A 13,953-nucleotide genomic window follows, 5' to 3' on the forward strand; every position below is an offset into this window, starting at 1 on the left:
CCGGAGCCGGCGTCTGAAAAGGACTTGCGCTGACCGAGAGCGCCGTGAAAGCCTCACCGGGCGAGCGCGGAGAGCCGCGCTCGTCCATTGATAGTCGAGTGTTCGAAAGAGTGAAGCCTGTGATCGCCACCCGGCCGAGCGGCCGCCGCTGACGGTTCCACCTGTCCGCGGTGGTCCTACGTACCCGCAGACGTCTTCACTTCTTTCGAAAAGGTCACTCCCATCATGGATCTGCGCATCCAGCGCTCTGTCGTGTCCAACCTCCGTACCCGCCCGAAGCCGGTCGAGATCGGCCCCTTCGTCGCAGGCCTCGACCCGGACACCGCAAGTACCTCCGTCAACTACGCGACGCCGCAGCCCGGCGTGACAATCACGGCCGCCGACGTGGCCGCCCTGGTCGAGACGTTCGAGCAGGCCGGCCGCAAACCCCGGCTCGAATACGTGATCAGCGCCGCGCCGGAACTCGAGGATCTTTTACGGTCAGCGGGATTCACCGTCGAGGCACGGCACGAATATTTGATCTGCACACCCGAGACGCTCGTGCTTTCCCGCGTACCCTCGGGATTTGTCCTTGAAGAACCGGGCACGGACCGTGAGCGGGCCGGGATGATCTCCGCGCAGATGGAGGCGTTCGGTGAGGCGCCGCAGGCGACCGAGTCGGCGATCGCCGGAGTGCGGCGCTCTCAGGAGCGTGGCGGAATCGCTCTCGTGGCGCGCACCTTGGATAGTGTCTGGGCAGGTGGCGGGCAGGCTTCGGCGCCGCAGGACGGGCTGAGTGAGGTCGGCGGCATTGCGGTTCGCGAGGCGTTCCGGCGGCTCGGTCTCGGTGGCGCGATCACTGCCGGTGTCGCCCGGCTGCTCTTCGAACGCGGCGCCGAGATCGCCTGGCTGGAGGCTGACGGCGAGGACTCGTGGCGGGTCTACGAGCGGATCGGCTTCCGTCCGGCGGGCAAGCGTCTCTATATCTCGCTCTAGTGGTTGATGGCGGGGGCGCTGTACCTTTCCGGTCGTGCCGATTCTGGGAAGCGCCCTCGTCACCGGAGCGTCGCGTGGCCTCGGCGCGCATATCGCGCGCCGGCTCGCCGCCGACGGATGGCCGGTCGCGATCAACTATCGCTCGGACGCCGGCGGCGCCGAGCGCATCGCCTCGGAGATCCTCGCGGCAGGCGGTCAGGCCGCGGCTCTGCGAGCCGACATCACCGACGAGGCAGGGGTACGCGACCTCGTGGCCGAAGCCTCCGACCGGCTCGGCCCGGTACAGGCGGTCGTGGCCAACGCGACCGGACCGCAGCCGTCCGCACCGGCTGAGCTGGTCTCCTGGCGTGATCATCTGGACCAGCTCGAGTTCTTCGTAAAGAGCCCGACGCTGCTGCTGGCCGCCGCGCTGCCGGGGATGCGTTCGCTGGGGACCGGGCGGTTCGTCCACATCGGTTCGGATTCGTTCGAGCGGGCCATCCCGGGGGCGTCGGCATACAACGCGGCCAAGGGCGCGCAGATCGGGCTGGCCCGGACGTGGGCGCGTGAGCTGGGCGTGCACGGCGTGACGGTCAACGTGGTGGCGCCGGGCTGGATCCCGGTCGAGAGGCACGGGCCGTTGTCGCCCGATGACACACGCGGGTACGTCGCCGACGTCCCACTCGGCCGGATCGGCACCCCACAGGACGTGGCGGACGTGGTCGCGTTCGTCTGCTCGGACGCCGCCCGCTTCGTGACCGGCGAGCGGATCACGGTCAACGGCGGGCACACCATCGACTGAGAGCTACCGTTGCGGTCATGCGGCAGGTCTACGCACATCAGGCGGTCTTGAGTCCGGCACCGGCGTCGATCGGCGCCGTGCTGGACGGGCACGACGTCGTCACCAGGCTGGACGGTGACCGGCTGCGGATTCTGTTCGCTGCCGCTCCGGACCAGGTCGACCTGGTCCGATCCCGGCTCGACGCGGCGCTGTCCGGCGGTGACTGGGAGCTGGTCTCCTCGGGCTGCGCACGGGTGGACACCGAGGACCGTCCGGACGCTCGTCGGCTACTCCGGGCAAAGGGTGCTAAATCGGAGTAACCTTCGGGTCATGCTCCTTACCGTCGTCGCCGACTACGGCTCCGGAGATCTCGCCTTCGCCGAGGTCCGCCAGCGACTCGCCACCCTGCTGCCCACGGCCGAGGTCGTCACGGTGCCGGTGCCGGCGTTCGACACGATCTCCGCCGGGTTCTGCGTGGCACAGCTGGCGTTCGGCGAGGGCCCGGCCGACCGGATCATCTACGCGAACGTCGCTCCCCGGCAGGACCGCGACGAGCCCCGGGCCGGCAACGCCGGCGAACGGCTCGCCGCCGCCCGGCTCGACTCGGGCGTCCTTGTTGTCGGGGTGAACTCCGGCGCCAGCCTCTCCTTCCTGGCCGCGGAGGGTGTGCCAATCCGCGCCGTGGACGTGGCCGACCACGGATCCCAATTCCGCTCCCGGGACGTGTTCCCGGCCGCGCTCGCCGACCTGGCGACCGGCTCGCTCAACCCTCTGGGTGACGTGCTGCCGGTCGGCCCGCCGCCGAAGCAGGCGGTGGCGTACACCGACGGGTACGGCAACATCAAGACCACCTGGGACTCGGCGCCGGCGCCTGCCGGGACGCAGGTTCGGGTACGCGTCGGCGACCGGGAATCCTCGGCGACCGTGAGCGACGGGGTCTTCGAGGTGCCGGCCGGCGCGATGTCGTTCGCACCGGGCAGCTCGGGGTGGAACGGCCGGGTCTTCTACGAACTGCTGTCCCGCGGCGGGAGCGCGGCCAGGATCTTCGGCAACCCACCGGCGGGAACCCCGGTCGAGATCATGTGATCTCGGTTATTCTCGCTTCTTATGGAAACATCGTTTCCATAGTTTCGCGCATGAATCGTCGGCTGATCGCCCCGCTGGTCCTCGGCGCCGCCCTCAACCCGGTGAACTCGTCGATGATCGCGGTGGCCCTGGTGCCGATCGGGATCGCCTTCGACGCCCTGCCGGCCGAGACGTCCTGGCTGGTCTCCTCGCTGTACCTGGCGACAGCGACCGGCCAGCCCGTGGTCGGCCGGCTGGTCGACCGGTACGGCCCGCGCAACCTCTACCTCATCGGCTCGGCGATGGTCGGCGTCGCCGGGCTGATCGGCACGCTCGCGCCGTCGCTGGCCGTGCTGGTCGTTGCCCGGATCATCCTCGGCATCGGGACCTGCGCCGGCTACCCGGCCGCCATGTACCTGCTGAAACACGCCCGTACCGAACGGCCCGGCTCGGTACTCACCCTGCTCACGGTGGCCGCACAGACCATCGTGGTGATCGGCCCGACGATCGGCGGCCTGCTGATCGCGGCAGGCGGCTGGCGTACCGTGTTCGCCGTCAACATCCCGCTCGCCGCCGTGTGCCTGATCCTCGGCGCTCTCCGGCTGCCTCACACGGCCCGAGTCTCCGGACCCCGCTTCGACTATCTCGGCACGGTGCTGTTCGCCGCCACACTGACGTCGCTCATGCTGGCGCTGATGGGCCGGTACTGGTTCCTCGCGCTCACCCTGATCGCCGGCGCGGCTTTCGTGACGCATCAGCTGCGGACTGCCGAACCCTTCATCGACCTGCGGGTCTTCGGCGGCAACGGCCCGCTGGTCCGGACGTACCTGCGCACGCTGATGGCGCAGACGATCACCTACGCGTTCCTGTACGGATTCACCCAGTGGCTGCAGGCCGGCCGGGGCCTGAGCCCGTCGGTGGCCGGCCTGGTCCTGTTTCCGATGTCGCTGGTGGCGATCGGCGGGTCGGCGCTGACCGGCCGATCGCATCGTTTCCGCCTGATCCTGCTTGTCGGCGCGCTCACCCAGATCGCGGCCTGCGCCCTGCTCCTGCCGATCGGCTCGTCGACGGCGGTCTGGATTCTGGTGCTGATCGCCGCTGCTTGCGGACTTCCGCAGGGCATCAACAACCTGGTCAATCAAAAGGCGGTCTACCACCAGGCAGATCCCGCCCGGATCGGCGCGGCGGCGGGGTTGCTGCGGACGTTCACCTATCTGGGCGCGCTCGTGGCAGCGGCGGCCTTCGCTCATCAGGGTGCGGGGTTGCGCGCGTTCGCGGTGTTCCTGCTGGCGGTGAGCACCGCGATGCTGCTCCTGGTCTGCGCCGAGTTCCTTCTGGTACGCCGATCCGCCCGCCAGCCCACGTCCCCGGAGACCGTCCCGGCCACCGGCTAGCCCCCGCCGAGCCGGGCCACCCCGAGCATGCGCGTCCCGGCGCACCCCAGATCACGACCCGACCCGGATCACGACACGACCCAGACAGCGGCGCAGCCCGGACAGCGGCGCAGCCCTGCCGATCACCCGAGCCAGACCCAATCGGCGATGAACAGCAACGATGACCCATAGATGGCTGCTCATCCGGCGTATCGGGTGGCAAGGGCTCGCCATTGTTGAACCGGTTGAAGCAGCGTTCCACGCCGTTTCTCTGCCGGTAGACCTGTGGGGTTGCCACCACTGTGACCGGCAGTGAGCAGCACCGACAGTGGCCTGCCGCATCCGTCGACCGCCAGATGGATCTTGATGCTCAGCCCGCCGCGCGAGCGACCCAGCGCTTCACCGTCTGCCGCCGACACGGCGACGCCGCCGCCTCGTCACGCATAGACTGTGGCCTATGGATGGAGCACGCTCGACCCGTCGTACCGTTCTCTCCCTCTCCGCAGCGACAGCGGCCGCCGCGGCCGCCTCGGCCGCCGGGTCTCTCACCGCGCCGCAAGTGGCGCAGGCCGGTCCCCGGCCGCGCACTCCCTCGGCCGACCTCCGGTCGATCCTTCGCGAGATCGATCCGAAGCGGATCGAGGCGACAGTGCGCCGGCTCGCTGCCTTCGGCACGCGGCACACCCTTTCATCACAGACCGATCCGGTACGCGGAATCGGCGCCGCCCGGGACTGGATATTCGAGCGGCTCCAGGACTACGCCGCCACGTCCGAGGGGCGGATGACGGTGGAGCTGCAGTCCTTCGTGCAGCCCGTCTCGCCGCGCATCCCGGCACCCACCACGATCACCAACGTGATCGCCACGCTGCGGGGCAGTGTCACGCCGGAGCGGATCTACGTGGTGACCGGCCACTACGACTCCCGGGCCACCGACGTGATGGACGCGGTGAGCGACGCGCCGGGCGCCGACGACGACGCGTCCGGAGTCGCGGTGATCATGGAATTGGCCCGGGTTCTCGCCACCCGCAAACCCGAGGCCACCCTGGTCTTCGCGGCGGTCGCCGGCGAGGAGCAGGGCCTCTACGGCTCCGACCACATGGCACAGCGTTACAAGGATGCCGGCGCCGACGTCCAGGCCATGTTCAGCAATGACATCGTCGGCACCGGCGACGCCCACGACGGCACGCGTCCACAGAAACGGTCGGTCCGGCTCTTCGTCGAGGGGGTGCCCACCTCGGAGACGGCAGCGCAGGCCAACATCCGGCGCAGTGTGGGCGGTGAGAACGACGGGCCGTCGCGGCAACTGGGCCGATTCGTCAAAGAGGTCGAGCCTGACGACATGGACGTGCGCGTCGTCTGGCGCCGCGACCGGTACCTGCGCGGCAGCGACCACATCTCGTTCCTGCTCCGCGGATACCCGGCGGCCCGCTTCACCGAGCCGCGGGAGAACTTCGCGCACGAGCATCAGGACGTCCGGGTCGAGGACGGTGTTCAGTACGGCGACCTGGTGGAGTTCTGCGACTTCGGATACATCGCCCGGGTGGCCCGGGTCAACGCCGCCACCCTGTGGTCGCTCGCGCAGGCGCCGGGCACTCCGCGCGGCGTCGTCATCGACACCACCCAGCTGACCAACGAGACCACGCTGCGCTGGCAGCTCGGCGCCGAGCCGGACCTGGCCGGTTACGAGGTGCTGTGGCGGGAGACGACGGCTACCGGCTGGGAGCACGTGATCGCGGTCGGAAAGGTCGCCGCGGTCACCATCGACCTGTCCAAGGACAACGTCTTCTTCGGCGTCCGCGCGGTGGACACGGCGGGAAACCGCAGCCCGGCGGCCGCGCCGCTGCCGTCCAGCTGAGCCTTGTCACCCCGATCTTGTCGAGTTCACCAGAAACGGTGCGGGTGAACTCAACAAGATCGGGACTGGCCAGGGTTCAGGCGCCGCGCAGCACCGCTCCGAAACGGGACGCGGTCACTGCCACGGCGGCGTCCCGGGCCGCGATGGTCTCCTCCGACGTCAGCGTCCGGTCCGGGGCGCGGAACGTCAGCTTGTAGGCCAGCGAACGCTTCCCGGAGCCGAGCTGCTCCGACTCGTACACATCGAAGAGCGCGACCGATTCGAGCAGCTCGCCCGCGCCCTCGGCGAGAGCGGCCTGCACGTCGCCGGCCGGGACCGCACGGTCCAGCACCAGCGCCACGTCGATCAGCGCGGCCGGGAACGTGGAGATCCGCGGTGCGTCGATCACCGGGGCGGCCGGCAGCGCGTCCAGGTTGATCTCGGCGGCTGACGTCCGCTTCGGCAGCTCGAACGCCGCCACGACCGAGGGGTGCAGCTCGCCCGCGTATCCGATCACGATGTCGTCGACCAGGATCGCGGCGCATCGGCCGGGGTGCCACGGCGCCTGCTCTGCCGCGCGTACCGAAATCCGCGAAGCGAGAAGGCCCGCGGCCGCGACCGCGACGCGCGCCGCCTCGATGGCGTCCGCCCACCCGGCCGCGCGTCCTTCGCCCCACCAGCCGGCCGGGTCGAGGTCGCCGGTCAGCACCACGGCGAGGTGCCACGGCTGCTCAGGGACGATCTCGTTTGCGGCGGCCCACTCATCGAGAGTGGGACGACGGTCGACGCCGAGGGCCGGAGGCGCGGTCGCGGCGAGGTGCGGCAGGAAGACCGTGCCGGTCTCGAAGAGCGCCACGTCACGACGGCCACGGCCCAGGTTCCGCTTGAGGATGCCGAGCAGGGGCGCGAGCAGCGACGTACGCAGCAGCGGCTCCTCCTCGGACAGCGGGTTGGTGAGCCGGACCGCGCTGCGCCGGGGATCGTCGACGGCAAGCCCGAGAGCGTCGGCCGTGCCGGGCGCGACGAACGGGTAGGACAGCACCTCGACGTACCCGTTCTCGGCCAGGGCGCGGCCGATCGAGCGACGCTGGCGCTGCGCCGGGGTGAGACCGTTGCTGCTGCCGGCCGGCGGCAGCACGCTCGGGATGTCGTTGTAACCGCCGAGCCGGGCCACCTCCTCGACCAGGTCGATCGGGGCGAGCAGGTCGGGACGCCAGGTCGGCGGGACGACGTGGAGAGGATCCGTGCCGGTCACGGCGCAACCGACCCGGGTCAGCAGGTCAGCGATCCTCTCCGCGGAGAAATCCAGTCCAACGATCTTGGAAGGCAGCGAGACCGGCAGCGAGACCGGAGCCGGCGGCACCACGTGATCGATGTCGAGGATCCGCTCGTCCACGGTTCCACCGGCGTGCTCCGTCAGGATCTCCACGGCCCGCTGGAGTGCCACCAGCGGCAGCTGCGGGTCGACACCCCGTTCCCAGCGCTTGGCGGCCTCACTGAACAGTTTGTGCCGCCGCGCGGTACGCCCGACCATGATCGGGTCCCAGTGCGCGGCTTCCAGGAGCACGTCGACAGTGCCCTGCTGCCACTCGCTGGTCTCGCCGCCCATCACGGCGGCGAGCGAGATCGGACCGGTCTCGTCGCAGATCACCATGTCCTCGGCGTCGAGAACGCGGGCCACACCGTCGAGGGTGGTCAGCTTCTCGCCCGGGTGGGCACGGCGCACGACGAGGCCGCCCTTGAGCCGGTTCAGATCGAAGACGTGCATCGGCTGACCGAGTTCGATCATCAGGTAGTTGGTGATGTCGACGGGCAGCGAGATGGTGCGGATGCCGGCCGCGACGAGGCGGCGCTGCATCCACTCCGGGGAGGGCGCGTCCGGGTCGATGCCGCGCACCACGCGGGCAGCGAAACGGTCACAGCCGACGGTGTCCTCCACCACGATCTCGTGGGGCACGTCGGCAGTTCCACCCGGAGCGTCACGACCCGCCGGATCGACATAACGCACGCCGAAATGCGTGGCCAGCTCCCGCGCGATCCCTCGCACGCTCATCTCGTAACCACGGTCCGGCGTGATCTCGACCTCGATCAGCACCTCGTCCAGCCCGACCACCGGCCGGGCGTCGGTGCCGGGAGCGGGAGAGCCGGCAGGCAGCACGACGATGCCCGAGTGGTCCCCGGACAACCCCAGCTCCGCGGCCGAGCAGATCATGCCGTTCGAGTTGCGCCCGTACGTCTTCCGCGCGCCGATCTTGAATCCGCCCGGCAGCTCGCCACCGGGCAGGATGACCACGACGAGGTCACCCTCGGCGAAGTTGCGGGCACCGCAGACGATCTCCTGCGGCGCGTCCCGGCCGACGTCGACAGTGGTGAAGCGGATCGGCTTCTTGAAACCGGTCAGCTCCTCGATGGTGAGCACCCGGCCGACGACCAGGTCACCGGTGACCGTGGCGGCCTGGTCGACGATGCCCTCGACCTCCATGCCCAGGCTGGTCAGCGCGGTGTCCAGCTCCGAAGCCGTGATCCCGGCGGGCAGCTCGACGTACTCGCGCAGCCACGACAGTGACGTCTTCATCGCTTCAGGACTCCATTCCGAAGTTCGTGGTGAACCGCACGTCGCCCTCGACCATGTCGCGCATGTCGCTGACGCCGTTGCGGAACATCAGGGTCCGCTCGACACCCATGCCGAACGCGAACCCGCTGTAGCGGACCGGGTCGATGCCGCAGGCGGTGAGCACCCGCGGGTTGACCATGCCGCAGCCACCCCACTCGACCCAGCGCGGGCCGTCGCGGTGCTGCGCGAACCAGACGTCGAACTCCGCCGACGGCTCGGTGAACGGGAAGTAGTGCGGCCGCCAGCGAGTTTTCGCGTCCGGGCCGAACATCGCCTTGGCGAAGTGGTCGAGCGTGCCGCGCAGGTGGGCCATCGTGATGCCCTCGTCGATCACCAGCCCCTCGATCTGGTGGAAGACCGGGCTGTGGGTGGCGTCCAGTTCGTCGGTCCGGTACGCCCGGCCGGGGCTGACCACATAGATCGGAGGCTGCCGGTCGAGCATGGTCCGCACCTGGCCGGGTGAGGTGTGCGTCCGCATCACCAGGCCGGGAAGGTCCACGAAGAACGTGTCGGCGGAACCGCGTACCGGGTTGTCCGGTCCGATGTTGAGCGCGTCGAAGTTGGCCCACTCGAGCTCCAGCTGAGGGCCGTCGACGATGTCGTAACCCATGCCGATGAACACGTCACCCATGTGCTCCATGAGGGTGGTCAACGGGTGCCGGGCGCCGCGCGGGCGGCGGGTCCACGGCAGAGTGACGTCGACGCGCTCCTCGACGAGGACCCGGGCGGCCTGGTCGGCCTCGAGCTCGGCGGCGCGGGCGTCGAAAGCCGCCTGCACGGCCTGGCGGGCCACGTTGACCCGCTTGCCGGCGTCGGATTTCGCGGCCGGCGGCAGCGAGCCGATCTCCCGGCGAGCGAGGGACACCGGCGAGCGGTCGCCGAGGTGAGCGGGCTTCAGAGCGCCGAGCGCGTCGAGGTCGGCGGCCGAGGCGAACGCCTTCTCAGCGTCCACGACCGCGCCCTCAAGAGACTCGGGCGACAGCAGGACAGCCTGCTTCGGGTCGTACGGATCGTTGCGGTAGGACATGGTCTCCCTCACACGAATTTGCCGAAGGCAGTCTACGGAGGCGCGGCGTGGCCGCAGCCCGCCGGTCAGAGGGAGCGCAGAAAGTCAGATCTGGCGCCCGCGACCAGCGGGCTGCATAAACAGAAGACGACCTGACATGCGTCCCAGCTTACCGTCAGCGCTGTGCGCGGGCCGAGGCATATAAACAGACGGCGGCGGCCGCGGCGAGGTTCAGGCTCTCCGCCTCGCCGTAGATCGGCACCCGCACCCGCCGGTCGGCGCTCTTCAGCAGATCGGCGGAGAGGCCGTGCGCCTCCGAGCCGAACAGCCACGCCGTCGGGGCGGCCAGCTGACCGCCGTCGAGCAGCGAGTCCACGTCGTCCTCACCGGTGCCGCTGGTGGCGAGCACCTGGAGCCCGCTGTCCTGCAGCAGCTCGACCACGGACAACGGGGAACGGACGACGTCCACGTGGAACAGCGAGCCGGCCGAGGCGCGTACGCACTTGCCGTTGTAGGGATCGACGGCGTCGCCGGCGAAGATCACCGCGCTGGCGCCCGCCGCGTCGGCCGTGCGCAGCACGGTCCCGGCGTTACCCGGGTCGCGGATCTCCGCGACCACCGCGACCAGCCGGGGCTGCTTGGCGAGCGCCTCGGCGATCGGCACGTCACTCTGCTCGCAGACCGCGACGAGACCCTGCGGGCTCACCGTCTCGGTCAGCGCGGCGAGCGCCTCGTCGGTCACCGGCGAGACCTCGGGCGCCTGGGCGGCCAGGTCGGCGTACCGGCTCAGCGCGGGACCGGTGCCGAACAGCTCCAGCACGGCGCCGGCCACGAGGGCCTCGCGAACGGCCTGCGGCCCTTCGGCGAGGAATCGGCCGGTCTGGTCGCGATCCTTACGGCGCTGCAGGCGCCGGGCCGTGACGATCCGAGGGGTACGAGGTGTGAACATCCCTGGTCTCCGTAGAAACGACGAGCGCCTCCCGACGAATCGGGAGGCGCATCGAAAAAGTGCTACGCGATATCAGGCAGCCTGAGCGGCAGCGCCGCCGGTGCCCTCGGCAGCGACAGCCGCGCGAGCGATCTCGACGATGCCGGCGAACGCGACAGCGTCGTTGACCGCGAGCTCCGCGAGGATCTTGCGGTCCACCTCGATCTCGGCCAGCTTCAGACCCTGGATCAGGCGGTTGTAGGTCATGCCGTTGGCGCGAGCGGCCGCGTTGATGCGCGTGATCCACAGCTGGCGGAAGTCGCCCTTGCGGTCACGGCGGTCGCGGTACGAGTACTGCATCGAGTGCAGCACCTGCTCCTTGGCCTTGCGGTACAGGCGCGAGCGCTGGCCGCGGTAGCCACTCGCAGTCTCGAGCAGGGTACGGCGCTTCTTCTGGGCGTTTACCGCCCGCTTGACGCGTGCCATTTCTAGTTACTCCTTAGGGAAACTGGTCAGGCTCGCGTCAGCGGCCCAGAAGCTTGTTCACTCGCTTGGTGTCGGCCTTGGCCACGGTGACCGTGCCGGTCATCCGGCGGGTGACGCGGGAGGACTTGTGCTCCAGCAGGTGGCGCTTGCCGGCCTGCTCGGTGACGAGCTTGCCCTTGCCGGTCACCTTCACGCGCTTGCCCATGCCGGTGTGGCTCTTCATCTTCGGCACTGAACGCCTCTTTCTGATCTTTCCCCGCGAACCGGGGGGGGAACACGGGGAAAAGCTGACTACTCTACGGCGGTTTCGACCGGGGCTTCGACAGCCTCGGTGGCCTCGGCGTCACCCTCGCGCGGCTCCCGCGGCGGGCGCGCGCTGGCGGCGGCCGTGGCGGCCGCTGCGACCTTGGTGGCCCGGTGCGGGGCCAGGACCATGATCATGTTTCGGCCGTCCTGCTTCGGGCTGGACTCGACGAAGCCGAGCTCGGCGATCTCCTCGCTGAGCCGGCGAAGAAGCCGGAAGCCCAACTCGGGGCGGCTCTGCTCACGACCACGGAACATGATCGTCACCTTGACCTTGTCGCCCGCCTTGAGGAACCGCACCACGTGACCCTTTTTGGTCGCGTAGTCGTGCGGGTCGATCTTCGGCCGAAGCTTCATTTCCTTGATGACGGTCTGCTGCTGGTTGCGCCGCGCTTCGCGAGCCTTGAGTGCGCTCTCGTACTTGAACTTGCCGAAGTCCATGAGCTTGCACACCGGCGGCCGCGCCATCGGAGCAACCTCGACCAGGTCCAGGTCGACATCCGCAGCCAGCTGGAGTGCGCGCTCGAGCGGCACGATGCCGACCTGCTCGCCCTCCGGACCGACCAGGCGGACCTCACGAGCCCGGATCTGTTCGTTCACGCGTGGTTCGACGCTGATGGGGCCTCCTCAGAACGTTGTTCTCTCATCCATAACGCCTTGTGCGTTACGAATGATGCCAATGGCGGTCGGCCCCGAGTGTCCCGATGGTGGCGGGACGCCAGGAAAGCAGAAGACCCCGACAGTGCTGTGAAAAGCACATGACGGGGCCCGCTCGACCGGTCATCGGCGTCCGGAAGGACGCTCCCCTGAACAGAGCAAAACTCTGAACGGGTGACCGGACCCAGCCACCGAAGTGACTCGGGTGGGAACCTAGCGGGCTCCTCTTTCGCGCCGTGCTCAAGGCACAGCGTGGTCGACTGCGGGAAGTCTACCAGGTGCGAAAGAGGAACCCCCAGCTGGTCAGGCTTGAGTGGCCGCCGAGTGCAAGGACCTGAGGGTACGCACACCCTCCACCGCGTAGTCCTTGTCGACCGCCTGCAACGCGTGCACCGAGACCTGCTCGTCGTCGTGCAGCTCCAGCTGCGCCCAGGGCGAGTTCCGGTCGAAGCGGACCGCACGCACCACGTCCCACGGCAGGTCGTAACCGCCCACCACGTTGCGCACGCGCACGCCCTGTTCATCGGCGGTGACCCGCGGCCGGCAGAACGTCAGGATGCCGAGACCGAGCAGGATGCCCAGCCCGATCATCGCGGCCTGGTCGCCGCGCTGGAAGCTGGCCCGCGAGTTCTCGAACCCGGCGTTGCCGTGCAGGCCGAAGCTCAGCACGGTGAACAGCACCGCCACGGCGATCGCCGCCGGAATCGCCACCACCCGGATCTTCTTCGGCCGGTAGACAACCGCGGTCATCACAACCTGCAATTCGCGATGTCGGTGACAAGGATGGCGCGGGCGCCGAGCTCGTACAGCTCGTCCATGATCCGGTGCACCTCAGCCCGCTGGACCATCGCCTGAACGGCGACCCAGCCCTCCCGGTGCAACGGCGAGACCGTCGGCGACTCGATGCCCGGTGTCAGCCCGGTCGCCTGCTCCAGCAGATCGGCACGGACGTCGTAGGCCAGCATCACGTAACTACGTGCCACCAGCACACCCTGCAGGCGCCGCAGCAGCTGGGCGGCGCCGGCCGGCACCTGCTCCTCGCGGCCGATCAGGATGGCCGAGGATTGCATGATCGGGTCGCCGATGGTCACCAGCCCGGCCTGCCGCAGCGTCGCGCCGGTCTCGACGACGTCCGCGATCAGGTCGGCCACACCGAGGCGGACCGCGTTCTCGACCGCGCCGTCCAGGCGTACGACGTCCGCCTTCACCTCGTTCTCGGCCAGGTATCGGCCGACCACGCCGGGGTACGCCGTGGCGATCCGCCGGCCACCGATCTCGGCGGTGCTGGTGAGCGCGCCGGCCGGTGCGGCCCAGCGGAACGTGGCCTTGCCGAAGTTCAGGTCGAGCAGCTCGGCCGCCGGGACGCCGGAGTCGACGAGCAGGTCCCGGCCGGTGATGCCGAGATCGAGGTCGCCGGAGCCCACGTACGTGGCGATGTCCTTCGGACGGAGGTAGAAGAACTCGACGTTGTTGGCTTCGTCACGGCAGAGCAGATCTTTGGGGTCGGTGCGCTGGCGGTACCCGGCGTCCCGCAACATCTGTGACGCCGGTGCGGACAGGGTGCCCTTGTTCGGAATGGCGATGCGCAGCATCGGACGTGCTCCTTCGATCTCTGTCAACGGGTCAGGGACGCGCGTCAGAGATGTCGGTAAACGTCCTTGAGCTCGAGTCCGGTGGCGATCATCAGCACCTGTGCCTGGTAGAGCAGCTGGGAGATCTCCTCGGCAGCCCGCTCCGGCCCCTCGTGCTCGGCCGCCATCCAGGACTCGGCGGCTTCCTCGACGACCTTCTTGCCGATGAAGTGGACTCCGCGTTCGAGCGCCGCGACAGTGCTCGAACCGGGGGTCTGTTCCGCCGCCTTGCTTTGCAACTCGGCAAACAGTTCTTCGAACGTCTTCACGGGAAACGATTGTGGCAGCTCATCACGTCTTGACGACGAACGCCCCCAGCCA

15 protein-coding genes and 1 pseudogene are annotated in these 13,953 nt (G+C 69.2%); 6 read left to right on the forward strand and 10 right to left on the reverse strand.

The annotated features are described in order from the left end of the window. Positions 1-225: 225 nt before the first annotated feature. Genes ACQP2E_RS29025 through ACQP2E_RS29045 form a run of 5 tightly spaced genes read left to right on the forward strand, consistent with a single transcriptional unit; the run spans position 226 to position 4,194 of the window. A complete protein-coding gene (locus tag ACQP2E_RS29025) occupies positions 226-975 on the forward strand; it encodes a GNAT family N-acetyltransferase (protein ID WP_433826124.1) in 750 nt (249 codons plus the stop codon). A gap of 34 nt (positions 976-1,009) precedes the next feature. Beyond that, positions 1,010-1,756, forward strand: coding sequence for an SDR family oxidoreductase (locus tag ACQP2E_RS29030; RefSeq protein WP_433826125.1), 747 nt, complete (start codon positions 1,010-1,012; stop codon positions 1,754-1,756). A gap of 17 nt (positions 1,757-1,773) precedes the next feature. Next, positions 1,774-2,055, forward strand: coding sequence for a hypothetical protein (locus ACQP2E_RS29035; protein ID WP_433826126.1), 282 nt, complete (start codon positions 1,774-1,776; stop codon positions 2,053-2,055). 10 nt (positions 2,056-2,065) lie between these two features. Next, on the forward strand, positions 2,066-2,821 hold the full coding sequence (locus ACQP2E_RS29040; protein ID WP_433826127.1) for an SAM hydrolase/SAM-dependent halogenase family protein: 756 nt from the start codon (positions 2,066-2,068) through the stop codon (positions 2,819-2,821). Between the two features lie 50 nt (positions 2,822-2,871). Next, a complete protein-coding gene (locus ACQP2E_RS29045; protein WP_433826128.1) occupies positions 2,872-4,194 on the forward strand; it encodes an MFS transporter in 1,323 nt (440 codons plus the stop codon). A gap of 281 nt (positions 4,195-4,475) precedes the next feature. On the opposite strand, the pseudogene ACQP2E_RS29050 reads toward ACQP2E_RS29045, so the two are convergent. After that, positions 4,476-4,574 (reverse strand): annotated as a pseudogene (locus ACQP2E_RS29050) (IS5/IS1182 family transposase); the annotation flags it as partial. Positions 4,575-4,630: 56 nt separating this feature from the next. Here ACQP2E_RS29050 and ACQP2E_RS29055 point away from each other — a divergent pair. Continuing rightward, the gene (locus ACQP2E_RS29055; protein WP_433826129.1) at positions 4,631-6,028 is read left to right on the forward strand and encodes a M20/M25/M40 family metallo-hydrolase; all 1,398 of its coding nucleotides are present in this window, start codon (positions 4,631-4,633) and stop codon (positions 6,026-6,028) included. A 76-nt stretch (positions 6,029-6,104) separates the two neighbouring features. Here the strand turns inward: ACQP2E_RS29055 and pheT are convergent, their stop codons facing one another. The 9 genes from pheT to ACQP2E_RS29100 all read right to left on the reverse strand — a co-directional run bounded on the left by pheT (position 6,105) and on the right by ACQP2E_RS29100 (position 13,901). After that, positions 6,105-8,582 carry a phenylalanine--tRNA ligase subunit beta gene (gene pheT, locus ACQP2E_RS29060; RefSeq protein ID WP_433826130.1) on the reverse strand — a complete coding sequence of 826 codons (2,478 nt, stop codon included), beginning with the start codon at positions 8,580-8,582 and terminating at the stop codon, positions 6,105-6,107. 4 nt (positions 8,583-8,586) lie between these two features. Further along, positions 8,587-9,648, reverse strand: coding sequence for a phenylalanine--tRNA ligase subunit alpha (locus ACQP2E_RS29065; RefSeq protein ID WP_433826131.1), 1,062 nt, complete (start codon positions 9,646-9,648; stop codon positions 8,587-8,589). 154 nt (positions 9,649-9,802) lie between these two features. Continuing rightward, a complete protein-coding gene (locus tag ACQP2E_RS29070; protein ID WP_433826132.1) occupies positions 9,803-10,576 on the reverse strand; it encodes a TrmH family RNA methyltransferase in 774 nt (257 codons plus the stop codon). Positions 10,577-10,648: 72 nt separating this feature from the next. Next, positions 10,649-11,041, reverse strand: coding sequence for a 50S ribosomal protein L20 (gene rplT / locus ACQP2E_RS29075; RefSeq protein ID WP_433826133.1), 393 nt, complete (start codon positions 11,039-11,041; stop codon positions 10,649-10,651). A gap of 37 nt (positions 11,042-11,078) precedes the next feature. Next, the gene (gene rpmI, locus ACQP2E_RS29080) at positions 11,079-11,273 is read right to left on the reverse strand and encodes a 50S ribosomal protein L35 (protein ID WP_014446292.1); all 195 of its coding nucleotides are present in this window, start codon (positions 11,271-11,273) and stop codon (positions 11,079-11,081) included. A 59-nt stretch (positions 11,274-11,332) separates the two neighbouring features. Beyond that, entirely contained in the window at positions 11,333-11,944 is a 612-nt protein-coding gene (gene infC / locus ACQP2E_RS29085) for a translation initiation factor IF-3 (RefSeq protein ID WP_433826134.1), read from the reverse strand. 360 nt (positions 11,945-12,304) lie between these two features. Beyond that, complete coding sequence (locus ACQP2E_RS29090) at positions 12,305-12,751, reverse strand: PH domain-containing protein (RefSeq protein ID WP_433826135.1); 447 nt, start codon at positions 12,749-12,751, stop codon at positions 12,305-12,307. Next, positions 12,751-13,593, reverse strand: a complete 843-nt coding sequence (gene hisG / locus ACQP2E_RS29095) for an ATP phosphoribosyltransferase (protein ID WP_433826136.1) — start codon at positions 13,591-13,593, stop codon at positions 12,751-12,753. The genes ACQP2E_RS29090 and hisG overlap by 1 nt, the downstream gene beginning before the upstream one ends. Before the next feature lie 44 nt (positions 13,594-13,637). Beyond that, entirely contained in the window at positions 13,638-13,901 is a 264-nt protein-coding gene (locus tag ACQP2E_RS29100) for a phosphoribosyl-ATP diphosphatase (RefSeq protein WP_111654468.1), read from the reverse strand. Between the last annotated feature and the right edge of the window lie 52 nt (positions 13,902-13,953).

It is taken from the genome of Actinoplanes sp. CA-015351 (genome assembly GCF_050955685.1).
Classification (GTDB): domain Bacteria; phylum Actinomycetota; class Actinomycetes; order Mycobacteriales; family Micromonosporaceae; genus Actinoplanes.